Here is a 24,898-nt window from a genome sequence, read left to right as displayed (position 1 = left end):
TTGCATGAAATTTCACGTAAATAATACGCTGTTAATACAATCCATTGTGAATAATTATCATTTTTTAAGGTTAAAACTGCTTTATCGACGATCTGCGCTTCATCTTCCGTAAGATATTGGCGATAATCAAATTCGGTTGGGGCGCCGTTTATACCCACTGATTTAAATGGATATTCTATCCCCATGCGCTTTAAAATACGTGTATTTTTCCATGCTGTTAAAATATCTCTTGTTTCTCTCATTGTTACTCCTCTTATTCTTTTTATTTTGGACTATATTCAATTTTATTTGCGTTATTATCTATTTTTTGGATTTATGATGACTTTTGCACTATCTCAATAGGTGGATAGTCACTTAGTTTATTGTAGCTAACGCCTTGTTCCTTGTAGCTCAAACTATTTTTAGCGTTGGATTAATGTTCGTAATATATGCTATGCGGTTAATTTATCAGTTAAGTTTTAATAGTAGTTTAGTTTAAAATCATCATGCATTTGCTTCGCTAACTTTGGTTTTTGCAATTTATATGCAATAGCATCTTTAGTAATCTTTGGTAATAGTTTAATTAATTTGATCCCTTGCATTTCGTCAGTTTGATTATTTTTATCTTTACAGAATGACATTTATATTCATCATTTCGACTATTTGAATTTTTCATTACACCATCAAGATTTAAATAATTAATTAAATACCATTTTGTTCTATTACGTTTATCTCGGTGTTAATAAGCTGTAATTAGCATTCTTTTTTTCTTCGAATTAGTGTTTTGCTCTACTGATAGTTAAGTCACGCCAGTAATGGAAATTGTTCTTGCCATTGACTAACTCTGTTATATTTAGATTAATAAAGGCAACAAGTTCACGTTCAATAACTAAAGGCGATCATTAAATATGTCATCAATCACCTCTTATAAAAGGTTAAGTATGATCTTTTTAAGTTGCAAAATAACGTCAATTAATACTTTTACTCTATTTCTACTAAAAAATTTGTGATTTTTTTGGTAAGTATTTAAATCAATATCTCTCCACTCAGATTGATAGAACAAAATTACATGTTGAGATAGATCTAATTTTCTTCCACGATATTTCCTTTTTCTCTAAGTTGACAAATTCTGTTCATTAGAAATATCTTTTTAATCACATCAGCAATAATATTATATAATGTAATCTATTATTTCAATAATAATTAGAGTTTATCTCTAAAGATAATCAAGCTGTAATAATTTAAATTAAAATAGCAAAATCAATAATAATGGGCAGTTTGTGAATGTTAAAAGTATTGAGGAGGAAAGATCTATCGGAATGTTTTTGTTTATCTTATTGGCACAAAAAAGATAAGATCATAGATTTATTTTATATTTAATAGATGATAAGTAATTTAAAGCCAAATGAAACCTATTGTCATTAAACAAATCTACATAGTGATCAAATTGCAACTTAAGCTGCTCAAATGAATCAAATACCATATTTTACACAAATTCAGTTTTCACTGCTTTAAATGTCAATTCAATAACTGCATTGTCATAGAGATATCCCTTGACCTAATGAACACTGAATACCAAATCACTTTAAACATTCATCAATTAAATGGTTATCAAACGCTTTTCCTCTATCTAAATGAAATAACTCAACTGAATTTAAGTTAATAGGGATTTGGCTGATAGCATCCATAACCAATTGAGTATTTTTATGTTTTCCAACTCCTCGTCCCACGATTTACCGATTGCTCACATCAACAATCACACAAAAGTAATGCCATTGTTGTTCTACTCTCACATAAGTTAAATCAGTCACAAACACTTTTCGTTGTTGTCCTACCGTGAACTGACGATTACGTTGATTACTTACTGATGATTCGTTGCTTTTTTCTGTATCAATACGATATTTTTACAGGTATATTTTGACACCAGACCATTTTTTTGAATAGGCTACACTAATTAGTACCAGTTTAATAAGGCTATTATTGTGATAAACAAAAACGCAAAATTGGGAAAAGCCAGCACTTTATTACTAATATCCTGATGCTATTACATTAATACGCAAATTAAGATTTAGAAAAAAATTGTGAATATGTATTTACTCACTCAATCCCCAAAAAGGTTTACGACATTGATAGAAGAGATTTTAAACAAGCATGCCAATTATCAGGGACAGATAATTTTCACTTTCATGATTTACGTCACACGTGGGCAAGCTGGCATGTTCAAGCAGGTACACCACTCTATACGCTTAAAAATCTTGGCGGATGGGAAACGTTAGAGATGGTGAATAAATACGCTCACTTGAATGCAGATCATATGCTAGAGTTTGCAAACAATGTCACATTTACGGCACAAAGCAATTTTAACAGAACAAATAGTAAAGCAATGAATAGTTAAAAATCTATATAATTCATATAGTTATATTGGCGACCCCTACTGAACTTGAACCAGTGACCAATCGATTATAAATACTTTAATTGATGAAGCCTCTAAAAAAATAGCTATATTACAAGATGCTATTGAGTTTTCTATAGCGGAAGATGGTGACGTTGAAAAGCTAAAAATGTGGAAAAAATATCGTGTTTTATTAAGTCGAATCGATACAACTAAAGAAGAAATTCTGTTACTCAAAAAGCCCAATTAATGGGCTTTTCACTTGTATAAATTCAATAACTATTATCACTTATACTAAATAAGTAAAAAGAAAACCAAATAAGAATCCTATAATAAAACCAATAATTGAGTTCTTAAGCTTTTTCTTTTTTCTCTTGTTAGATATCAACACTTTCTCTTGTAATTCTTCAGGCGATAATACATGAGAATCCCAGCCTATGTGTTTAACTGCGCTTTTTTCCAAAAAGACAGCATACATTCCCTTTTCATGATACACATTAGTTAAATAGCTTTCCGTTTCAGCTGATGTTTTATTTTCACAAAAATAACATGATATTTTATCGTAATCTGATCTTCTTCTTAAACCTGGATTAAAACTAAAACCTTTCCACTTATCATCATTACTGCCTAATTTATAAAAAATCATGTCATTTAATATAAGTCTTTCGGCTGGATAATGAAAAGGATAATTAATTTTGATATCATCATTGTAATCTCGAAGCCATACTTGAAGAACTTTATCGTTATTTTCAAGGATTAATTTAGATTCCTCTATAAAACCTGAACGATAAAACTCCCAATCATCTTCACAATGAAAAATATATTTTGTATCAACTAGTTGATAAGCTTTATCTATAGATTTTATTTGCCCTAATTTCTGCTTATTCACTAATATCTCAGTGTATGGTAACCAATCTTTAGGGATAAAATTAATAACATCACTATTACTAGAATCTTCTGTAATAATTATTTTTTTAATAGGATAAGTATTGAATATATTTAATGATGAAAGCGTTCTACTTAATAAATCAAATCTACCACAGCTTGTTAAGACTATTATAACATCACTGTTTTTATCAAATTTCATTTAATAATCCCCCCCCCATGATTTTTATTAGGATATATACTGTAGTATGTAAGTAACAAATTTACAAGCCAAGCCTCTACATTCTTTATTTATTCTATGCAACCATTTACCCCAATCTATTTAAATATTGGAGATTATAAATGGCGGCTGATTATCATTATGGAGTCCGCGTTATTGAAATTAACGAAGGCAGTAAAACGATCCGCACAACATCAACCGCAGTTATAGGCATTGTCTGTACCGCTGAAGATGCAAATAACGAATACTTTCCACTTAATACCCCTGTTCTGATTACTAATGTGCATGGCGCCATTGCTAGAGCAGATAAACAAGGTACATTACTTTCAACCCTAAATGCGATTGCAGATCAATGCTCGCCTGTTATTGTTGCGGTTCGCGTTGCCGAACGAGCAACACCTGAAGAAACACAATCTAATATTATTGGTACGACAACAGTAGACGGCAAATATACAGGAATTAAAGCTCTACTTGCTGCACAAATAAAACTAAATGTGAAACCGCGTATTTTAGCTGTACCTGGATTAGATTCTTTACCCGTTGCAATCGCACTAATCGCCGTTGCCCAGCAATTACGTGCTTTTTGTTATGTATCAGCTTATGGTGCACAAACCAAGGAAGATGCTGTTTTATACCGTAAAAATTTTGGTGCGCGCGAAGTTATGGTGATTTGGCCTGATTTTATCGGTTTTGATATCACAATATCCAACGAAACTACTTTTTATGCTACCGCTCGTGCAGTTGGATTACGCGCTAAAATTGACCAGCAAATTGGTTGGCACAAAACCCTATCAAATATGCCGGTAAATGGGGTAACGGGTATTAGTAAAGATGTTTACTGGGATTTACAGGCTGAAAGCACCGATGCTAGTTATCTCAATGAAAATGAAGTAACAACATTGATTTGTCGTAGTGGATATCGTTTTTGGGGTTCTCGTACTTGTACTGAAGATGGCTTTTTTATGTTTGAAAACTACACTCGAACAACTCAAGTTCTGGCGGACTCAATCGCGGATGCCATGTTTGATTTTATTGATAAACCGATGCACGCCTCATTAATCAAAGACATTGTTGAATCGGTAAATAACAAGTTCCGAGAACTGAAATCAAATGGCTATATCATTGATGGTAAAGCGTGGTTTGATGCGTCAATCAACACCAAGGATCAACACAAAGAAGGCAAGCTAAAAATTGATTACGATTATACGCCTGTTCCACCTCTTGAAAATTTAATGTTTAACCAGCGTATTACTGATAGTTATTTAGTTGATTTAGCAAATTCAGTTGCAGCAAACTAGGAGCGTTTAACTCATGGCATTACCCAAAAAATTGAAATATTTTAACGTGTTTATTGATGGTGCTTCCTATATTGGTGAAGCTAAATCCATCACATTACCTAAACTTACACAAAAATTGGAAAGCTATCGTGGTGCTGGTATGCCTGGTTCGGTCAAAGTCAATCTAGGTTTAGATGATGATGCTTTAGAGCTTGAATATACCATGGGCGGATTAACTTCCGATATTGCCAAACTTTTAGGTGGTTCAATAAATCAATGTAACTTACGTTTTGCCGGTACTTTCCAAAAAGATGATAGCGAAGAGTATAGCAAAGTCGAAGTGAATGTGACTGGACGCCATAAAGAGCAAGATTTAGGCGAATTTAAACAAGGTGAAAGCAGTCAAACCAAATATTCAATGACCTGTGTCTATTACCGTTTAACCATTGATGGTGAAGATGTGATTGAAATCGATATTATTAACATGATTTACAAAGTTAACGGTGTTGATTTATTAGAGCAAGCACGCCAGGCAATCGGCTTATAACCTCATACAATAAATAATCATAACAGCCTATTAACTAAGATGGGCTGTTAATCAGGAGCAAATCATGACACAAAAAGACATTACACTATCGAGCTCAATTATTAATGGTAAAACAGAAATTACTAAAATCACCATCCGTAAACCGTTAGCCGGTGATTTACGTGGCGTTAAATTACTTAACTTTGTTGATGCGGATATTGATTCATTGGCTAAAGTCCTGCCGCGTATTTCAACGCCGACCTTATCAGAACAAGATGTTTATAACATGGACTTAACTAATGTGGTGGTTGAAATGAGTGATTTTTTGAAACCGAAATCAAGCGGTGTGACCGAGGGATCCCCGACCGAGTAGAAAACGCACAAGCAGATATAGCGACTATATTTCATTGGTCGCTTGATGCGCTTGATAAATTGACCATTTCTGAATTAATGCATTGGCGAGAACAAGCCCGAATCCGTAGCGGTGCCACAGATGAGTAAACTAGAAGCTAAAATTATTCTTAGCGGTGTTGATAATGCGAGTCGTCCGCTACAAAATTCAACTAAAAATACCAAACTTTTAGCCGAGCAGTTGCTTAAAACCAAAGCTGAATTAAAAGGCTTTAATCAGATACAAAAAAATCTATCTGGCTTTGTCACGTTAAAAAACAATACGCAAAAAGTCGGTACCGAGTTAGAACAAGCTCGTAATAAAGTTAATCTCTTATCCCAAGCAATAAAGCAATCTTCATCATCCACAAAAAAATGGTGGATGATTTTGAAAAGGCCAAACAAAAAGCGGCACAATTAAAAGAATCATTTAATACTTTGCGATCTGCTACGCAAAAACAGCGTGGTTAGGTGTAGGCTACGAATTTGATGCCAGCATGAGTGCCACCCAAGCCGTAACGCGTATAGCAGATAAAGATGATCCGCGTATGCTTGCCTTGCGTAACCAAGCAAGAACACTCCCCCTGCAATCAAAATTTACCGATAGTGAAGTAGCTGCCGGTCAATACTTTTTAGGCAGAACAGGCTACAACGTTGACCAAATTTTAAAGGCAATGCCTGGCATGCTTAATTTAGCCTCTGCTGGTGATCTTGATTTAGGTACTACCGCTGATATTGCATCCAATATTCAAATGGCAATGGGAATACCGGCAGAAAAAATGGATCACGTTGCTGATGTCATGACAGCAATGTTTACCCGTAATAACGTTGATATTCAAATGCTCGGTGAATCACTCAAATACAGTGCTGGTGTTGGCGCTGCATTTGGTCAAAGTTTAGAAACGGTTGCCGCAGCCACCGCCATGATGGGTAATGCCGGTATTCAAGGGAGTCAAGCCGGTACCACATTAAGACAAATATTAACCCGAATTGGTACGTCTGAAGCGGTTGCTAAACTTGGTGTTAAAACCAAAGATAAAAATGGCAATATGCGTGATTTGGTGGATATTCTCGCTGAAATCTCCGCAGCAACGCAGCATATGGGGAACGTTGATAGAGCCGCCATTAATAAAAAAATTGCTGGTCAAATCGGCTTAACCGGATTTGAAATATTATTATCACAAAGTGGCACCGGCGAACTTAAAAAGTTACGCGGTGAAAAAGGCGAATATGATGGTGAAGCTTCACGCGTTGCAGGCTTAAAATTCGATAATCTCAAAGGTGATATGACGATGCTTAATGCCGCTTTTGAAAATATCAGTGTTGAGTTATTTGAAAAAAATAATGCCTGGCTCCGTAAAGCCATCCAAGGCTTTACTCACTTCTTACACAGTGTGGGTGAATTTTTAAAACGGCATCCTGCAGTGAGTAAGGGGATTGTGATACTTGGTATAGGACTTGCTGCGCTTACCACGGCCTTTGGTGGTTTAGCCTTAATGCTAATGAGTATCTTTGGTCCAATGCTTATGACCAAATTTATTTTATCTCGCTTAGGGCTATCCGTTGGCAGTTTAGCCATTAAAAATGGGTTATTAGGTAAAACTTTTAGTTCCTTTGGTTCGGCTGCTATCGGTTTGGATACATCGCCCTTATCAACGCTATCAACCGCAGTTCGTTTCTTTGGCTCTACATTTGCCTTTGTCGGTCGATTATTTTTAACCAACCCCATTGGATTAGTGATTACCGCTATTGCGGTAGCCGCACTACTCATTTATAAATATTGGGAACCAATCAAGGCCTTTTTCATCGGCATGTGGGAAGGCTTTAGTAGTGCAATGGCGTCCGTAAAGGTGGCATTTGAACCACTGGCACCGATATTTAATACGATTGGTGATGCAATTGGCAGCGTGATTAACTGGTTTAGTAATTTATTTGAACCCGTTAAACTAACTAGTGAAGAGTTCGACAGTACTAAATCGGCAGGTGTTGCATTCGGTGAAGCGGTTGGTAAAGCCATCATGCTACCGATTAAATTATTCCAAGACTTTTCGAATTGGTTAAAAGCGTCTGAACATTTATTTTTTCTCTGCCTGAAAAAATTGGTGAAATATTTACGGGTGAAGGTGGCATTACCAGTATCTTTACCAACTTAGGTAGTAACCTGGTTGATGGGCTAAGTGGTGGTATTAAAAATAAATGGAATGAGCTAAAAAGCACAATTTCGGATCTAACTGATGGTGTAACCGGCTGGTTTAAAGAAGCATTAGGCATGCACTCGCCATCAAGAGTATTTGCCCAGTATGGCGATTTTACCGTTGAAGGCTTTCAACTGGGCATAGAGCGTAATAGTAATAAAGCACTACGCTCTATGAGTGAATTTTCAAATCAAATCAGTGAAAAAGGGTTATCCAATATTACTGTCGATAACCGAACACCCATATTACCAAATGCACCGTCTAATTTGGCTGAGTCCGTAAATCAACCACAGATATTCATTACGATTAATGCTGCACCAAATATGAACGAACAAGAACTTGCTAATAAAGTTGGCAAAGAAGTCAGCCGATATTTTAGAGGGCAACAAAATAACTACCGTAACAGCTATAGGGATATCGATTAATGTTAATGATTTATGGCATGTTCGTATTCGAACTAAAAACAATTCCATTTCAAAAGATAAGTGAAACAATCAATTACCGTTATCCGTCGAATAATCGATTTGGTGAGAGCCCAGCAACGCAATTTATTGGCATTGGTGAAGAAAAAATTACATTAAGTGGCGTGCTTTATCTGGAAGTGACTGGCGGCCGAGTTAGCCTTGAATTTTATAAGCGACAAGCTGATTTAGGTATATCTTGGCCACTTATTAATGGCAGTGGTATTTTACTGGGCTTTTATGTTAATGAATCAATCCAAACGGATAGAGAGGAATTCTTTAATGATGGTACACCACGTAAAATTGAGTTTACCTTCAGCTTAAAAAAAGTCGATCCACCTGACGTAATATCAGGTGCAGATATTCTTAAACTTTTATAATCAAGTCATTTATTATGAAAAAAGCCATTTTTAAGATCCAATATAACGATAAAGATATTACTAGTCATTTTGATAACCGTTTAATATCATTACAAATTATTGATAACAGCGGTTTTGAAGCGGATACGTTTTTAATTGAACTCGATGATAGTGACGGTAAATTAGCACTTCCTAAACGCGGTGTTGAACTCAATGTTTCATTTGGTTGGAATGATGCACAAGGATTGGTATTTAACAACAAGTTTGTTGTTGATGAATGCGAACATCATGGACTACCTGACACGTTAACTATTCGGGGCAAAAGCGCCAATTTTCGTGAATCACTTAATGTAAAGCGTGAACAGAGTTATGATTCAATGACTATTGAAAAAATTACGAGCCAGATCGCAAAACGTCATAATTTTGAATACAAAATTGCGACAGAGATCGCAAATCAAACGATTAACCACGCAGACCAAACCCAAGAATCAGACGCCTCATTTTTAACGCGTCTACTTAGTGATTATGATGCCATCGCAACGGTTAAAAATGGCATGTTAATTATTTTCTTATCGGGAGCCGCCAAAACAGTGAGTGGCCAAACATTACCTAGCGTCATAATTAAACGTTCATCAGGCGACACTCATTCATTTTCAATTGCTGATAGAAAAGCCTATACAGGTGTTAAGGCTTATTGGCTTGATTATAAGAAAGCAGAGATCCGTTCATCGGCAAGTGAGAGCAAAAATTCAGACAATAAAAGCGTATTAATAGGTGCGGAAGGCAACGTAAAAATATTACGCCATACCTACGCCAGCAAACAGAACGCCCACCGAGCAGCAACCAACCAATGGAAAAAACTGCAACGCGGTGCGTGTCAATTTAGTATGACCTTGGCACAAGGTCGCCCTGACCTATTCCCCGAAATGCCAGTAACCGTACAAGGATTTAAACAAGAGATCGACTCATCAGAATGGATAATCACCCGTTGCACTCATTCAATTACCGCAACAGGTGGATTTGTGACAAGTTTGGAGTTGGAGATAAAATTAGAATAACTTTCCACTAAAATATTAACTTTAAATTAAGTTTCATTAATATATAATTAATCAAAAGTTAATATGGAGTTTAATTAATGAGATGTCCACATTGTAAAAATAAAGCCTTTATCCGCTCAAGTGAAGCATTATCTGAATTAACCAGAAAACAATATTATCAATGTTCTAATATATATTGTGGTCATACATTCACTGCAATCAATATCTGAAACAATAGTACCAAGCAATTGCCCAGATCCTAAAATTAATATACATTTATCACCAAACTCTAAACGGATGTCATAAACTTATTAAGTCGCTTATGCGGACTTTTTTCTATCAGAATAAATCAAAAATACCTACACAATAAAATTAAACCGCCATTTTACCGCCATTAAGGTAAATCGATAAAATTTTGTTAATGAATTTATTAAGGTAACTATTTGAATTTACTAGGTTTAAGTGGTGGCCCCTACTGGACTTGAACCAGTGACCAATCGATTATGAGTCGACTGCTCTGACCAACTGAGCTAAGGGGCCTTGTGAATAGGTTTGCGATTATAATCAAGTTAAAATAATTTATCTAGTTGTTTATCGAAAAAAAATGATTTTTTAGTTCAATTGCTTATTTTACAGACAAAATATTTTTGATATATTATGTTTTTTGATAGCATACCTGTTAACATGCCATTATATTATTTTAATAAATATACATTACTTTATGTTGACAAGGAATAATTATGTCTTTAAAAAAATATGTTTTAGTTGCTGGGATACCTTTAATCCTTTCGGCTTGTAGTTCTTCAACAACTGAATTGACATCCGGCGGCTCACTGGTTACTTTTGTTGATACGCCGCCTAGTAGCAATTGCCAATATTTAGGCAAAGCAGAAGGGCATCGTAGTAGTTTTTTCTCTGGAACGAAAACCCATAGCGAACTAATGCGCGATGCGGCTAAAGATTTACGCAATAATGCTGCTACAATGAGTGGTAATACGATTTTTAACGCGCAAGATACATCGCCTAAAGTGATTTCTGATTTAGTGCCAGTTGATGTAACAATGACTGGTGAAGTGTATAAATGCCCTTAAAAAATTACGCTATATCGGATTATAAGATTAAGGAAGCGTATGATAATACGCTTCTTGACCATGTAACTTAAAGGCGATTTTTATTTTTCTGCTTAAAATCATCCATAAAATTAATTAAATAATCAATACCATTTAAATCCATAGCATTATAAATTGATGCGCGCATGCCCCCCGCTACGCGATGTCCTTTAATTCCAAGAATACCTGTTTTGCTGGCCTCTTCTACAAATTGTTTATCTAACTCTGGCGTGGGTGCTTTAAAAGGAATATTCATTATCGAGCGATTTTGTTCTGCCACATTATTATGATAAAAGTTTGAACCGTCGATAAATTGATATAATCTTTTAGCTTTTTCCTGATTACGTACTGACATAGCGGTCAATCCACCTAATCCTTTTATCCATTTAAATACTAAACTAGATAAGTACCAAGCAAACGTTGGAGGGGTATTATACATAGAATCATGATCAGCTAATATCTGATAATCCAGTACTGATGGCAAAAATGGTTTAGCATGACCAATAAGATCGTCACGCACGATGACGATTGTGATTCCCGCTGGCCCTATATTTTTTTGCGCACCTGCATAAATGATACCATAGCGAGTAACATCAATCGGTTGTGATAAAATAGAGGAAGAAAAGTCGGCAACAACGACTTTATCTTTAAAATTAGGCTGTTCAAAAATAGCTACACCATCAATGGTTTCATTGGGACAGTAATGAACATACGCAGATTGCTCAGATAAAGACCATTCGGTCATTGGTTTTAAACTAATTATTCCTTGTTCTTCTTTTTTAATGTGATGGTGATGGATTTGTGCATATTTTGTCGCTTCTTTAGCTGCACTCATACTCCAGAAACCACTATCTATATAATCAGCAGAATCACGATTCCCTAAAATATTCATAGGAACTGCAGCAAATTGCCCTCTTGCCCCACCTTGGCAAAATAGAATTTTATAATTATTAGGCACATTTAGTAATTGGCGTAAATCTTGTGTAGCTTCTTTTGCCGTTTGATCGAACTCTTTCCCCCGATGACTAAGCTCCATAACCGATGCGCCTGTATTTTGCCAATTAAGCAGCTCATGTTGCGCTTTTTGTAATACTTCATGGGGTAACATTGCCGGACCTGCACTAAAGTTATATATTTTTTTCATAAGTAAGTACCAGTAGTTAGTATATCTGTTTAAATAATTATTACTTTAGAATGATGATAAACAGTAAGTTTCTGTTCAAGTAAAATTTACTGCTTTTCATATTATTACTATATAACAGTAACAATCCACATAAATTATTTTTATTATTTTCCTATTTTGACTATTAAATCACTTGCGTTATAATTGCGCCAGTTATATTAAGGGAATTTGAATCAGTGAATTTTTGAGGTGACCTATTTTCAAGCAAATTTCGCGTTTCTATCGCAAACTATTTCGATCGCAATTACAACCTAAGCACGTCGCAGTCAGGGAATCGTCTACAGATAATTTAACTATTATTCCTAGAAAACAGCACAGTATTTCTCGTCAGTCTATTAGCGAAAACGCCTTAAAAGTTCTTTATCGACTGAATAAACAAGGCTATGAAGCCTATTTAGTCGGAGGCTGTGTGCGTGATTTATTACTAGGAAAAAGACCTAAAGATTTTGATGTTACAACTAACGCTACTCCAGAACAAATACAGAAAGTTTTCCGTAACTGTCGTTTAGTCGGACGTCGTTTTAAACTTGCACATATCCTATTTGGTAAAGAAATCATTGAAGTTGCTACTTTTCGAGGCAATCATGAAAATGAAAAGAATCCAAATACCTCAAAACGTTCCCAGAATGGTATGTTACTTCGCGATAATGTCTATGGAACGATAGAAGAAGATGCAAAACGCCGTGATTTTACTATTAATAGTCTATATTATAGCATTAAAGATTTTACCGTTCGCGATTATTGCCATGGGCTTAGTGACTTACAAAATGGTATCGTTCGTCTTATTGGTGATCCAGAAACACGTTACCGTGAAGATCCAGTTAGAATGCTGCGTGCTATCCGCTTTGCCGCTAAACTTGATCTAGTTATAGAAAAAAGTAGTGCTGAACCGATTAAGCATTTAGCGCCATTATTACGCCATATCCCAGCCGCACGATTGTTTGACGAATCATTAAAATTATTTCAAACAGGTAAGGGGTACGCGTGTTATCAATTATTGCGTGAATATCATCTATTTGGGCAACTCTTTCCTATTATTGAAAAATTGTTTACGCCTACGTTAAATAAAGGCACGAGTTCGAATATGGAAAGGATCATTGAACAGGTATTAAAAAATACAGATTATCGTATTGAAAATAATAAAGGCGTCAATCCAGCGTTCTTATTCTCAGCGTTTCTGTGGTATCCTTTAAATGAATTAACTCAAAATTTAATGCAGGAAAGCGGTTTAACTTATCATGACGCTTTTTCTGTTGCTTGTAGTGATATACTACATGAGCAATGCAAAACGATAGCCATACCTAGACGTATTACTAGTGTGATTAATGATATATGGCATTTACAAATCCGTTTAAGCAAACGATTTGGAAAACGAGCCTTTTCCGTTTATGAGCATAATAAATTTAGAGCAGCTTATGACCTACTTGAGTTACGAGCGTCAATTGAAAAAGGCGAATTGCTAGAACAAGCTAAGTGGTGGGATGAATTTCAACACTCAACATCTGAAGTTCAGCACGCTATGGTGAAGAATTTACCACATAAACCTAAGCAACGAAAAAGAAAGAGCGTTAGAAACCATCGCAAAAAAAATGGGGTGGATAAGGCGTAAATTTGTACATTTAAGTTGCGGATAGATATATTTGATAAACATAATTTGATCTTATTCGTTACTACTTTACTCAATAAACGTTATAATGGACTTATCTTTTATTAATTTGGTACAGATACGCTGAATATGAGAAAATTTTTTCCTTCAATAATAACAATAGCGGTATGGTCGTCCTTATATCATAACGATGTATACGCTAAGGATTTATTCGCCTCTTTCAATACCGATGCGCAATGTCTTATTAATGTACCAACCTATAATGAACCAGTGGTTGAAGGAAATATTGCTGATATTCCCGTTAAAATTGAGACAGATAGCTTGAAAGGTAGCCTTCCCAATAAAGTAACTTATCAAGGTAATGTTAAAATCACCCAAGGTAATCGCACATTAAATGCTGATTTAGTAGAGATAGAACAAAATAGTGATCATACTCATCTCTTAACCGTGCAAGGCCATGTTAATTATCTGGATAACTTTATTAAAATGCAAAGTGATAAGATAATCATGACCATAGAAAAAAATGATATTGAAGTTGCAAATAGTCAATATCATTTAGTTAATAGGCTTGGTCGTGGCTCAGCCGATAAAATGGCATTTAAAAATGAGCGTTATGTTATTCTAAAAAATGGTAATTTTACTAGCTGCCCAACGGGTGATAATAGTTGGCGTATTTCTGGTACAACCATTATTCATGATAATAAAGAACAGCTACTTGAGGCATGGAATGCGGTCTTTAAAGTAGGTCCCGTTCCTATTTTCTATACCCCTTATCTGCAATATCCGACTGGCACAAAACGTCGCTCAGGATTACTAATGCCATCATTTGATTATAATAGTATCGATGGATTTAATGTCGCAATGCCATTTTATTGGAATATTGCGCCAAACTTAGATGCGACTATCACGCCCCGTTATATTCAGCGTCGTGGTTTGCAAATTCAAACCGAAACACGATACCTAACAGATCTAGGTTTAGGAACACTTGCTGTAGATTGGCTTGATCATGATTCTTTATATAATGAAAATAAATCAAAAATATTTTCTGATATCGGCGAAAACAAACAACGTTGGTTATTTCATTGGGATCATGACGGCACTATCAATGAAAACTGGCGTATAAAAACAGATGCCACCCGCGTTAGCGATCGACAGTATTTAGTCGACCTCAATTCTGATTATGCACATGTGACTGATGGTTATCTAACCCAAAGCTATCTTATTGGTTATGCTAATGAAAATTGGGATGCCTCATTAAGTGCTAAAAGCTTCCAAGTTTTTCGTAGTGCATTAAAAGATAATGTATATCGTACTGAACCACAATTTGACCTCTACTATTATAATAACACCGAGGACGCATTAAGGTTAAGTGCATATGGTCAAATAGTTAATTTTAGTAGTTCAGGTAAAGATAATCCAAATGCAATACGCTTACACTTAGCACCAACCGTTGGTTATACATTATCGAGTCATGGTGCTAGTTTAGATACTGAGGCAACACTATATGCAACCCATTATTATCAAGACTTATCAGATTCAACAAATAATGAACAATTAAAGAAAAATTTTACTCGTGTTTTGCCTAAAATTACTATTGATGGGCGATTTGTTTTAGAGCGTAATGTTAAAGCATTTAATGGCTATACACAAACTCTTGAGCCACGTATAAAATATCAATATATTCCATATAAAGATCAATCGTCTGTAAATAATTATGATTCCTCATTAATGCAATCTGATTATATCGGTCTTTTCCGCGATCAGATGTACAGTGGTCTTGACCGAATCGCCTCTGCCAATCAGATAACGACTGGGGTAACGTCACGATTATATGATGAAAATTTAAGTGAACGTTTCAATGTCTCTATTGGCCAAGTCTATTATTTCAATCAATCTCGTACTGGCGATCTCAATTCGCCTCTAGATCAGAATAAAAATGTAGGCAGTTTAACTTGGGCAATGGATAGCTTTATGCGAATTAATCCCGATATGATTATTCGCACTGGTTTACAATATGACACTCATATTGATGAAATAGCGTTAGCTAATGCCATTTTTGAATATAAACCTAATAGTGATAAATTATTACAGGTCAGTTATCGCTATGCTAATCAAAATTATATTAACGCCATTGGTTTAGCGTCAAGTTCACCTTATAAACAAAATATTTCGCAACTAGGTGCAATGGTAGCCGTACCACTTAACGATTCATTCTCAGCTGTCGGCTCTTATTATTATGATCTTGATTTAAAACAAACGTCAGATAGTTTTATTGGCTTACAATATAATAATTGTTGTTGGGGCTTTAATATTCTATATGGACGTAAAATTGTTAATTGGGAAGCAAGAAATGGTCATAGTGAGTATAAAAACAAGCTATCGTTTAATTTAGAATTAAGAGGCTTTGGGCATAATCGTAATACAACAGCTAAAATGCTTGACTTTGGATTATTACCTTATCGTTCAGCACTAGAATGATAAAATCATCAATGATGTAATAAATAAACTAAATAATAGAACTAAATTTTAAAATGTTAGTCTAATACGAATGAACACGATGGAAGAAATATTACAAAGCATATGGAAAGTATAATATGAAAATAGGATATAGTTTTAAACTCTTTATTTTAACTCTTGGATTATGTTCTGCAACAATGATTACTGCCACGCCCAAAATGGTAGATCGTATTGCTGCTGTTGTTAATCATGATGTCATACTTGAAAGTAGTGTCAATCAAATGTTTATGGCGCTAAAAACAAGTACCCATCCTAGCGAACTCCCTAATGATGCCACACTACGTCATCAGGTACTAGAACGCTTGATTGTAGACAATTTAATTTTACAGAAAGCGGATAAAGCCCAGACAAATGTCACTGAACAAGACCTTAACAATGCCATTAGTCGAATTGCTCAACAGAATAATATTTCATTATCTGAATTAAAAGCACATTTAGCCCGTTCAAATATTAGTTTTGATCAATATCGCAATCGTATTCGTAACGAAATGATTATTGAACAAACTCGAATGAATGAAGTTCGTCGTCGTATAAATATCTCTCCTCAAGAAGTAGACAATTTAGCTAAAATTATTGCTGAAAAACCAAATGACAACATTGAAGTCAATATCAGCCATATTTTGATTGCTACTCCCGAGTCACCTACCCGTGATCAGCTAATTCAAGCTCAAAATAAAGCAAATATGATTGTCAAAAAGTTGAATGCTGGTGAAAGTTTCGCGCTTTTAGCGGCTAGCTATTCTAATGATGATCTTGCATTATCTGGTGGTAAATTGGGCTGGAAAAGAATCAATGAGCTACCTTCTTTATTTGAAGATAAATTAATTAGAGCACCAAAAGGTAAAATAATTGGACCTGTACGTTCGAATGTTGGCTTTCATATATTGAAAGTTAATGATAATCGGACCAAAGCAAAACAAACGGTTACGGTAAATGAAGTGAATGCACGTCATATATTGTTAAAAACTAGCATTATTTTTGATGATAATCAGGCTAAAGAAAAGTTATCTCAAATTCGTCATGATATCTTAAATAATGCCACCACTTTTCAGGCTGCAGCAAAAGCCTATTCTGAAGATCCTGGATCGAAAAATAATGGTGGTGAGCTAGGTTGGAGTATGCCAGAACAATATGATGAATCATTCCGTAATGCATTATTAAAACTTAAAAAAGGTGAAATTAGTCGCCCAGTAAAATCGGCATTTGGTTGGCATATTATTCAATTATTGGATTCACGCAAACAAGATAAAACCGAGGCTGCTTATAAAGAGCAAGCTTATCGCATGATTTTTAATCGGAAATTTGCTGAGGAATCTCAAGTTTGGATTCAGGAGCTACGATCAGATGCCTATATTAACATTATAGATGATACTAAGTAATGAATAATCGTATACACCAAGGACACGTTGCCCGTAAGAGATTCGGGCAAAACTTTTTAAATGATGACTATATTATTGAGAACATAGTTGCCGCTATCGCACCCAAAAAAGGACAAGCAATAGTCGAAATAGGACCTGGACTTGCCGCACTCACGCTGCCTGTAGCAAAGCGCGTTGAGCAATTGACGGTAATAGAAATAGATAGAGATCTGGCTGGGCGCCTTATTACTCATCCTGATTTGAAAGATAAAATTGATGTTATTCAACAAGATGCAATGACAATTAATTTTAAACAGCTTGCTGATCATTTAGGGCAACCTTTACGTGTTTTTGGTAATTTACCTTATAATATTTCTACCCCTTTGATGTTTCATTTATTTGAATATACCACAGCGATTTGTGATATGCATTTTATGTTACAAAAAGAGGTCGTGAATCGTTTAGTTGCATCACCTAATAGTAAAGCATATGGTCGACTCAGTGTCATGGCACAATACTATTGTCAAATTATCCCAGTTTTAGATGTGCCTCCTTCCGCATTTAAACCGGCACCAAAAGTAGATTCAGCAGTAGTTCGCCTTACTCCATATCAAGTACTTCCTTATCAAGTCAACGATATCAACATATTAAGCCGTATTACTACCGAAGCCTTTAATCAGCGTAGAAAAACGATTCGCAATAGTTTAGGTAAATTATTTACCGTTACCCAGCTTGAGGACATCAATATTGATCCAAATTTACGTGCAGAAAATCTAAGTGTGGAACAATACTGTTTATTAGCAAATCACTATCAAGCTCCACAACAAATCGATAAACAAGCATAAGGTATATTTTAAGATGGCAAATCTTCTTATTGGTGATGTACACGGTTGTTATCAAGAATTACGCTTATTGCTTGATAAAGCAAATTTCGATATTGACCTTGATACCGTTTGGTTCACTGGTGATCTGGTTGCAAGAGGACCCGACTCGCTTCAGGTATTACGTTTTATAAAATCATTAGGCGATAAAGCACGTATTTGCTTGGGTAATCATGATTTACATTTACTCGCTGTCCACGCCAATATTAGTCATCTTAAAAAAAGAGATAATTTAGAGGCAATTATTAATGCGCCTGATTGCGATGAATTAATGCATTGGTTACGCCATCAACCTATTATGCAAATAGATGAACAACTTAAGTTGATTATGGTTCATGCAGGAATTAGTCCACAATGGGATTTAGAAACAGCAAAAAAATGTGCTAAAAATTTAGAAACCGTTTTATCTAGCGATAGCTATCTATTTTTTCTTAACGCTATGTATGGCGATGAGCCTAATTTTTGGTCAGAAGATTTACAAGGTATCGATAAATTAAGATATACCTCAAACGTTTTTACCAGAATGCGTTACTGTTATTTAGACGGTAGTTTAGATCTAAATTTTAAAGAGAATCCACAAAATGCACCCGCTAAATTGAAGCCCTGGTTTATGTTACCTAGAAAAATTCCTGTCGAATATAGTATTGCTTTTGGTCACTGGGCTGCGCTTAATGGCCAAGGCACACCTGATCAAATTTATGCTTTAGATACGGGGTGTTGTTGGGGCGGTAAATTGACCGCTTTACGTTTTGAAGACAAACACTATTTTAGAAAAAAATCACTTAAAAAATAACAGTGAATTATCATTAATACGTCTCTTCAACCATTATTATGGTGTAAATGTGCCACTAATTATTTACATCATTTTGCACTATTAGCTAAATAATATCCTTTTAAATTGTATATATTTTTCCGATTAATTTTAATGTAATATAATAGACTATTCTTTATTCGCAATAGGCTTGGTTATGAATTTTTGCAAAGTTATCGGTTCAGGAATAAAAAAAGGTTGGAAAGTCATTAATGTTGTTAGAGAAATTGTTGTTAATCTTACCTTTTTATTAATTATATTGCTTATATGGGGAGGATGGAACTTAGTTAAAGAACAGAAAACCGTTAATAAACCCAATAAAAATGGCATATTGGTCTTTGATGTTCAAGGTTCGATTACTGATCATGTTTCCCATGATAAAAATTTTTATGCATTACAACAAAAACTTTATGGTAATAGCGTTAATAAAAAACGAGAAAACAGCTTATTTGAAATAACAGAAAAGCTAGAACAGGCGAAAAATGATCCTACTATTAAAGGGATTGTTTTAAAGTTAGATAATTTCACGGGCGCAGATTTACCAGCACTTGAATATATTGGTAAATATCTAACTGCTTTTAAACAAAATAATAAATTAATTTATGCCATTTCTAATCAATATAATCAATCTCAATACTATTTAGCCAGTTTTGCTAATAAAATTTATTTACCGCCTCAGGGGGTAGTTCATTTATATGGCTTAAGTACCAATAACTTTTATTTTAAAACATTACTTGATAATCTAAAAGTTAATACCCATGTTTTTCGTGTAGGCACATATAAATCGGCGGTTGAACCTCTTATCCGTAATGATATGTCGACAGAGGCGCGTGAAAATACTTATCGCTGGATGAATGGTATGTGGGATAATTATGCGAATGATGTCGCAACCAATCGACAGCAGTTACCTAATTTATTTATACCAAAAGCGGACATCTTTTTATCACAAGTAAAAAGTGTGAATGGTGATTTAACCGAATATGCATTGCAATATGATTTGGTTGATAAAATAGCACCTTATTATCAATTTGAAGCAGATATGCAGCAAGCGTTTAATAACGAAGACGATAGTATTAGCATTTATGACTATCAATTAGTTTCAGATAATAAAGAAACTCAAACAACAAAACCAGAAATTGCCTTAGTTTTCGTTAATGGCACCATTGCTGAAGGCGAGAATAGTAATAACAATGCAGGTAGTGATTCTATTACTGAGCAGTTAGCCGCAATACGTAAGAATGATAACGTTAAAGCGGTTATTATTCGAGTTAATAGTCCTGGTGGCAGTGTCACCGCCTCTGAAGCTATTCGCAATGAGATCCAAGCGATACGTAACCAAAATATACCTGTCGTTATCTCAATGGGGGGGATGGCTGCCTCTGGAGGTTATTGGATTTCTACCGCCTCAGATTATATTATTGCCTCAAAAAATACGATCACTGGTTCGATTGGCATTTTTGGTATTATACCTACATTTGAAAAATCCCTCGCCCATATTGGTGTTTATACTGATGGAGTTAGCACATCACCATTAGCAGACTCGGCACTCACTAAAGATTTATCGAATGAATTTAATCAATTAATGCAGATGAATATTGAAAATGGCTATCAAACATTTATTAAACTTGTTGCTGAAGCGCGCCAGTTATCAATAGAAAACGTTGATCGTATTGCCCAAGGCCAAGTTTGGCTTGGCCAAGAAGCAAAAAATAGAGGTTTAGTTGATCAAATTGGTGACTTTGATGATGCGGTTGCCAAAGCCGCCGAATTAGCCAATATCACTGACTATCAAATTACAACGATTGAATCAGATTCAAGTTGGTTAGACTCATTACTGTTTAATATCAGTGCTAGCCTACCTAAATCAAGCGCTGAAATGATTTATCAACATTTACCTGTATCAAAATCGATCCAAGCGCATATTAATTTATTGAATACATTTAATGATCCACAATATCGTTATGTTTATTGTTTAAATTGTGCAGATGTTGGCTTATAAATAATAGACAAAACAGTGAACGTTATCGCCAATATAAAAATATTAGCAGATAACGTTCATTGTTTTTATTGTGCCAGATAATTTAATAAGCACTATATATCATTGCAAATAAGCCTTATTTAATATATGATTTTAGTATCATTATTGATAATGACTTTGTTAAAATTTTTATCGTGGTTCGCAATCCATCCCACGCAAAAAAACTAGGAGATTTAATATGTTATCTTTTTTACACCACACCATTTTCTACATTAATCATACCAAATCACTCTTTCTAATCACCCAACTTTATTAAGAACAGAAAAAATGTACATCATAGCCAAAGAATTTCAATTTGATGCTTGCCATATGTTAGATGGCCATCAAGGGAAATGCCATAATTTACATGGACACACTTATAAATTAGTTATCGAAGTAAGCGGAAATTTAATTAAGCAGGGTTCAAGTTGCGATATGGTGATGGATTTTGCCGATTTAAAGCACATTGTAAAACAACATATTGTGGATCCACTGGATCATGCCTTTTTATTTTTTCAAGAAAATAAAAATGAATGTGAGATTGCCGCTCTACTACAACGTATGCAGCGTAAAGTATTTGCATTTCCTTGTCGTACTACAGCTGAAGGAATGAGTAAATTTATCTTTGAACAATTATCACATTACCTACCAATTACCATGGTGAGATTATGGGAAACACCAACATCTTATTGTGAATATAGAAAAGAAAATCAATGACAAAATTTAATATCGTAGAGATCTTTGAATCACTACAAGGTGAAGGTTACAATACTGGTATGCCAGCCATATTCATTCGCTTTGCGGGATGTAATTTGAACTGCCAATGGTGTGACACTAATTTTAGACAATACACTAAAATGACGCTTGAAATGATTCTGGAAAAAATTGCTCTATTTGAGAGTAAAAATATTATCATCACTGGCGGTGAACCAACATTACAAAAATATCTACCGTTATTGCTTAGCCAATTAAAAAAGAACGGTTATTTTATTGCTATCGAAAGTAATGGTTTAGGTAAAATTGATCCGCATTTTGATTATATCGCATTAAGTCCGAAATTTTGTTACTGGAATCGTTATCAAACGATACAACAACCGCAGATCGATGAAATAAGAATTGTCGTAGAAGAAAAAAGTGATTTTTATGATTTTTGCTTATTTATAGAAAAACATTTTCATGCCAAACGTTATTACTTATCGCCATGTGAACTCGATGGTCAATTCAATATACTTGCTACTATTCAAATATTGGGGCGAATTAATCAAGGCAGAACGGATAATAAGTGGTTATTAAGTTTCCAAACGCATAAATTTGCTAATATCGATTAAAATCTAATATAGTTGTTATATTATTAAACGTTATCTGTATTTCGACAGTGCTATTATTGGGTGATAGTTATGGTGAACTAAATCATGGATAAGATAAATGTTCACAATCTATCATCACCATTTTAAAGCATAAAAAATCCCCCAAATGGAGGATTTTTTTATTAAATAACGTGCCACTTTATTTATATTTTACGCATTACCAACGTTGCATTAGTGCCACCAAAACCAAAGCTATTTGACATTACAGTCGTCAATTCACGCGCTGTTGGTTGAGTAACCACATTCATTCCTTTGGCTTTTTCATCTAATTCTTCAACATTAATGCTTGGTGCAATAAAGCCATGCTCTAACATTAATAATGAATAAATAGCCTCTTGTACACCTGCCGCCCCTAAAGAATGTCCAGTCATTGATTTAGTTGATGAAATAGCGGGTACTTTATCAGCAAAAACTTCAGCGATAGCCCCAAGCTCTTTGACATCGCCAACTGGCGTTGACGTTCCATGAACATTAATATAATCAATTGGTGTATCAACATTATGCATTGCCATTTGCATACAACGAACAGCGCCTTCTCCTGAAGGAGCAACCATATCCGCACCATCAGACGTTGCACCATAACCAACAATTTCAGCATAGATATGTGCACCACGAGCTAAAGCATGTTCTAGCTCTTCAACCACCACTATCCCAGCACCACCAGCAATGACAAAACCATCACGATGAGCATCATAGGCACGTGATGCTTTTTCTGGCGTATCGTTATATTTAGTAGATAGGGCACCCATCGCATCAAATTCACATGCCATTTCCCAACATAATTCTTCACCACCGCCAGCAAAAACAATATCTTGTTTACCTAGTTGGATAAGTTCTGCTGCATGACCAATACAATGAGCAGATGTGGCACAAGCAGAACTAATAGAATAGTTAACACCTTTAATTTGATAAGGTGTCGCTAAACATGCAGATACGCCTGATGCCATTGATTTAGTCACCGCATACGGTCCTACTCCACGTAATCCCTTATTTTTCATACCTTCTACCGCAGCGTATTGACTACGTGGGGAGGCGCCACCAGAACCAACAACTAATCCAGAACGAGGGTTAGACACTTGTTCTGACGATAGCCCCGCATCAGCAATCGCTTCTTGCATAGCGAGAAAAGTGTAAATTGACGCATCGCTCATAAAGCGCGCAACTTTACGATCAATCAAACCAGCCGTATCTAATTTAACATTGCCCCAAACTTGGCTACGCATACCTGCATCTTTCATTTCTTGTGAAAAGGTAATACCTGAGTGCCCTTTTTTTAGCGACTCTAACACTTCTTTTGCGTTATTACCTATACTAGAGAGGATACCTAGTCCCGTAATTACAACTCTTTTCATCAAAAACCCCTAAAATATATGCCATTAATTATAGCGCCAATAAATTTGATTCAATTATAGCGTACACTTGTACGCTGAACAACTAAATTTATAGATGTTAAATGAACTATTTAGCAAACTATGCTATGATAGACGATTAATATAGTAAGCTTAATATATAGATATACAGGGTTAAGATTTTGCAAGAAAATAAAATGGTCGATTTTATTATCGACAAATTAGAAGACTTAAAAGCACAAAACATCGTTAAACTGGATGTTCGAAACACATCATCCATTACTGATTTTATGATTATTTGCACAGCTACCTCAAGTCGTCATGTTATTTCGCTATCTGATCATTTAATCCAAGAAGCGAAACAAGCTGGTCTACTTGTTCTTGGCAACGAAGGTAAAACCGATGCAGATTGGGTGGTTGTCGATTGTGATTCGGTGATGATACATGTAATGCAACAAGAGAGCAGGGAACGTTATCAATTGGAAAAACTCTGGAGTTAAAGGCCATGAAGCTGCAAATTATTGCTGTAGGCACAAAAATGCCTGCTTGGGTAACAACAGCTTATCAAGACTACTCAAGTCGTTTTCCTAAAGATATTTCGCTGGAATTGATTGAAATACCAGCCGGCAAGCGCACTAAAAATGCTAACATTGCTCGAATTCTTGAAAAAGAAGGCGAACAAATGTTAGCGCATTGCGGTAAAAATAATCATATAGTTACCCTTGATATACCTGGTAAACCTTGGACTACGCAAGATTTAGCTCTTCAACTTGAACGTTGGAAACTTAACGGTCAAGATATTAGCCTTTTAATTGGTGGACCCGAAGGTTTAGCGCCAAGCTGCAAACAAGCAGCTAAACAAAGTTGGTCACTATCGCCATTAACACTTCCGCATCCATTAGTACGAGTGATTGTTGCAGAAAGCTTGTATCGAGCTTGGAGTATCACCACCAATCATCCATATCATAGGGAATAATTA

At 35.2% G+C, this 24,898-nt stretch carries 28 protein-coding genes, 1 tRNA gene, 1 pseudogene and 1 riboswitch; of the genes and pseudogenes, 23 read left to right on the top strand and 7 right to left on the bottom strand.

Annotation, left to right across the window (positions count from 1 at the left end; translation table 11 throughout):
* From O970_RS06175 to O970_RS10325, 3 genes are all read right to left on the bottom strand, one after another.
* Nucleotides 1-242: hypothetical protein (locus tag O970_RS06175; RefSeq protein ID WP_036562846.1), on the bottom strand; the 242-nt coding region annotated here is incomplete at its 3' end.
* A gap of 216 nt (nt 243-458) precedes the next feature.
* Nucleotides 459-620, bottom strand: a complete 162-nt coding sequence (locus O970_RS09885) for a hypothetical protein (RefSeq protein WP_166667088.1) — start codon at nt 618-620, stop codon at nt 459-461.
* Between the two features lie 716 nt (nt 621-1,336).
* Nucleotides 1,337-1,462 carry an IS3 family transposase gene (locus tag O970_RS10325; RefSeq protein ID WP_081685276.1) on the bottom strand — a complete coding sequence of 42 codons (126 nt, stop codon included), beginning with the start codon at nt 1,460-1,462 and terminating at the stop codon, nt 1,337-1,339.
* Nucleotides 1,463-1,949: 487 nt separating this feature from the next.
* Here O970_RS10325 and O970_RS10320 point away from each other — a divergent pair.
* Nucleotides 1,950-2,374: pseudogene (locus tag O970_RS10320) on the top strand (tyrosine-type recombinase/integrase); the annotation flags it as partial.
* 64 nt (nt 2,375-2,438) lie between these two features.
* Nucleotides 2,439-2,621 carry a tail fiber assembly protein gene (locus O970_RS10315; protein WP_081685275.1) on the top strand — a complete coding sequence of 61 codons (183 nt, stop codon included), beginning with the start codon at nt 2,439-2,441 and terminating at the stop codon, nt 2,619-2,621.
* Between the two features lie 39 nt (nt 2,622-2,660).
* Here the strand turns inward: O970_RS10315 and O970_RS06155 are convergent, their stop codons facing one another.
* Nucleotides 2,661-3,458 (bottom strand): glycosyltransferase, encoded by a 798-nt coding sequence (locus O970_RS06155; RefSeq protein ID WP_024496252.1) that lies wholly within the window; start codon nt 3,456-3,458, stop codon nt 2,661-2,663.
* 140 nt (nt 3,459-3,598) lie between these two features.
* Here O970_RS06155 and O970_RS06150 point away from each other — a divergent pair, with 140 nt between their 5' ends.
* From O970_RS06150 to O970_RS10305, 10 genes are all read left to right on the top strand, one after another.
* Nucleotides 3,599-4,774, top strand: coding sequence for a phage tail sheath protein (locus tag O970_RS06150; RefSeq protein ID WP_024496251.1), 1,176 nt, complete (start codon nt 3,599-3,601; stop codon nt 4,772-4,774).
* A 13-nt stretch (nt 4,775-4,787) separates the two neighbouring features.
* Nucleotides 4,788-5,300, top strand: a complete 513-nt coding sequence (locus O970_RS06145; RefSeq protein ID WP_024496250.1) for a phage major tail tube protein — start codon at nt 4,788-4,790, stop codon at nt 5,298-5,300.
* Nucleotides 5,301-5,364: 64 nt separating this feature from the next.
* Nucleotides 5,365-5,652, top strand: coding sequence for a phage tail assembly protein (locus tag O970_RS06140; RefSeq protein WP_024496249.1), 288 nt, complete (start codon nt 5,365-5,367; stop codon nt 5,650-5,652).
* A 59-nt stretch (nt 5,653-5,711) separates the two neighbouring features.
* On the top strand, nt 5,712-5,780 hold the full coding sequence (locus tag O970_RS10310; RefSeq protein ID WP_238610600.1) for a GpE family phage tail protein: 69 nt from the start codon (nt 5,712-5,714) through the stop codon (nt 5,778-5,780).
* Nucleotides 5,773-6,090 (top strand): hypothetical protein, encoded by a 318-nt coding sequence (locus O970_RS06130; RefSeq protein WP_036562843.1) that lies wholly within the window; start codon nt 5,773-5,775, stop codon nt 6,088-6,090. The genes O970_RS10310 and O970_RS06130 overlap by 8 nt, the downstream gene beginning before the upstream one ends.
* 22 nt (nt 6,091-6,112) lie before the next feature.
* The gene (locus O970_RS06125; protein WP_275055006.1) at nt 6,113-7,822 is read left to right on the top strand and encodes a phage tail tape measure protein; all 1,710 of its coding nucleotides are present in this window, start codon (nt 6,113-6,115) and stop codon (nt 7,820-7,822) included.
* Nucleotides 7,823-7,938: 116 nt separating this feature from the next.
* Nucleotides 7,939-8,289 carry a hypothetical protein gene (locus O970_RS06120; protein ID WP_024496248.1) on the top strand — a complete coding sequence of 117 codons (351 nt, stop codon included), beginning with the start codon at nt 7,939-7,941 and terminating at the stop codon, nt 8,287-8,289.
* A complete protein-coding gene (locus tag O970_RS06115; protein ID WP_024496247.1) occupies nt 8,289-8,705 on the top strand; it encodes a phage tail protein in 417 nt (138 codons plus the stop codon). Before O970_RS06120 ends, O970_RS06115 begins: the two co-directional genes overlap by 1 nt.
* A 14-nt stretch (nt 8,706-8,719) precedes the next feature.
* On the top strand, nt 8,720-9,742 hold the full coding sequence (locus O970_RS06110) for a phage late control D family protein (RefSeq protein WP_024496246.1): 1,023 nt from the start codon (nt 8,720-8,722) through the stop codon (nt 9,740-9,742).
* 77 nt (nt 9,743-9,819) lie between these two features.
* The gene (locus O970_RS10305; protein WP_202976362.1) at nt 9,820-9,951 is read left to right on the top strand and encodes an Ogr/Delta-like zinc finger protein; all 132 of its coding nucleotides are present in this window, start codon (nt 9,820-9,822) and stop codon (nt 9,949-9,951) included.
* Between the two features lie 233 nt (nt 9,952-10,184).
* Here O970_RS10305 and O970_RS06100 read toward each other — a convergent pair.
* Nucleotides 10,185-10,261 (bottom strand) — tRNA-Ile (locus tag O970_RS06100).
* A gap of 200 nt (nt 10,262-10,461) precedes the next feature.
* Here O970_RS06100 and O970_RS06095 point away from each other — a divergent pair.
* Complete coding sequence (locus O970_RS06095; RefSeq protein WP_024496245.1) at nt 10,462-10,812, top strand: DUF4156 domain-containing protein; 351 nt, start codon at nt 10,462-10,464, stop codon at nt 10,810-10,812.
* Nucleotides 10,813-10,879: 67 nt separating this feature from the next.
* Here the strand turns inward: O970_RS06095 and serC are convergent, their stop codons facing one another.
* A complete protein-coding gene (gene serC / locus O970_RS06090) occupies nt 10,880-11,974 on the bottom strand; it encodes a 3-phosphoserine/phosphohydroxythreonine transaminase (RefSeq protein ID WP_024496244.1) in 1,095 nt (364 codons plus the stop codon).
* Nucleotides 11,975-12,209: 235 nt separating this feature from the next.
* On the opposite strand from serC, the gene pcnB reads away from it, so the two are divergent.
* The 8 genes from pcnB (at nt 12,210) to O970_RS06050 (ending at nt 22,531) form a co-directional block, all read left to right on the top strand.
* A complete protein-coding gene (gene pcnB, locus O970_RS06085; RefSeq protein ID WP_081685274.1) occupies nt 12,210-13,622 on the top strand; it encodes a polynucleotide adenylyltransferase PcnB in 1,413 nt (470 codons plus the stop codon).
* Between the two features lie 126 nt (nt 13,623-13,748).
* Nucleotides 13,749-16,097, top strand: coding sequence for an LPS assembly protein LptD (gene lptD / locus O970_RS06080; protein ID WP_024496242.1), 2,349 nt, complete (start codon nt 13,749-13,751; stop codon nt 16,095-16,097).
* Between the two features lie 116 nt (nt 16,098-16,213).
* A complete protein-coding gene (surA, locus tag O970_RS06075; RefSeq protein WP_024496241.1) occupies nt 16,214-17,515 on the top strand; it encodes a peptidylprolyl isomerase SurA in 1,302 nt (433 codons plus the stop codon).
* A complete protein-coding gene (gene rsmA / locus O970_RS06070; RefSeq protein WP_024496240.1) occupies nt 17,515-18,339 on the top strand; it encodes a 16S rRNA (adenine(1518)-N(6)/adenine(1519)-N(6))-dimethyltransferase RsmA in 825 nt (274 codons plus the stop codon). The genes surA and rsmA overlap by 1 nt, the downstream gene beginning before the upstream one ends.
* A gap of 13 nt (nt 18,340-18,352) precedes the next feature.
* A complete protein-coding gene (gene apaH, locus O970_RS06065) occupies nt 18,353-19,168 on the top strand; it encodes a bis(5'-nucleosyl)-tetraphosphatase (symmetrical) ApaH (protein ID WP_024496239.1) in 816 nt (271 codons plus the stop codon).
* 175 nt (nt 19,169-19,343) lie between these two features.
* Nucleotides 19,344-21,185 carry a signal peptide peptidase SppA gene (gene sppA / locus O970_RS06060; RefSeq protein WP_024496238.1) on the top strand — a complete coding sequence of 614 codons (1,842 nt, stop codon included), beginning with the start codon at nt 19,344-19,346 and terminating at the stop codon, nt 21,183-21,185.
* A gap of 167 nt (nt 21,186-21,352) precedes the next feature.
* A riboswitch (PreQ1 riboswitch) is annotated at nt 21,353-21,398 on the top strand.
* Nucleotides 21,399-21,491: 93 nt separating this feature from the next.
* Nucleotides 21,492-21,920 carry a 6-carboxytetrahydropterin synthase QueD gene (queD, locus tag O970_RS06055; protein WP_024496237.1) on the top strand — a complete coding sequence of 143 codons (429 nt, stop codon included), beginning with the start codon at nt 21,492-21,494 and terminating at the stop codon, nt 21,918-21,920.
* Complete coding sequence (locus O970_RS06050; protein ID WP_024496236.1) at nt 21,917-22,531, top strand: 7-carboxy-7-deazaguanine synthase QueE; 615 nt, start codon at nt 21,917-21,919, stop codon at nt 22,529-22,531. Before queD ends, O970_RS06050 begins: the two co-directional genes overlap by 4 nt.
* Nucleotides 22,532-22,713: 182 nt before the next feature.
* Here the strand turns inward: O970_RS06050 and fabB are convergent, their stop codons facing one another.
* Nucleotides 22,714-23,922 (bottom strand): beta-ketoacyl-ACP synthase I, encoded by a 1,209-nt coding sequence (gene fabB / locus O970_RS06045; protein ID WP_024496235.1) that lies wholly within the window; start codon nt 23,920-23,922, stop codon nt 22,714-22,716.
* Nucleotides 23,923-24,116: 194 nt separating this feature from the next.
* Between fabB and rsfS the strand changes: the two genes are divergently transcribed.
* Nucleotides 24,117-24,419 carry a ribosome silencing factor gene (gene rsfS, locus O970_RS06040; protein WP_420885469.1) on the top strand — a complete coding sequence of 101 codons (303 nt, stop codon included), beginning with the start codon at nt 24,117-24,119 and terminating at the stop codon, nt 24,417-24,419.
* A gap of 5 nt (nt 24,420-24,424) precedes the next feature.
* On the top strand, nt 24,425-24,895 hold the full coding sequence (gene rlmH, locus O970_RS06035; protein ID WP_024496233.1) for a 23S rRNA (pseudouridine(1915)-N(3))-methyltransferase RlmH: 471 nt from the start codon (nt 24,425-24,427) through the stop codon (nt 24,893-24,895).
* Nucleotides 24,896-24,898 lie beyond the last annotated feature (3 nt).

It is taken from the genome of Candidatus Schmidhempelia bombi str. Bimp (assembly GCF_000471645.3).
Taxonomy (GTDB): Bacteria; Pseudomonadota; Gammaproteobacteria; order Enterobacterales; family Orbaceae; genus Utexia; species Utexia bombi.
The sequence above is the reverse complement of the archived record's forward strand: the minus strand, read 5'-3'. Positions and strand labels throughout refer to the sequence as shown.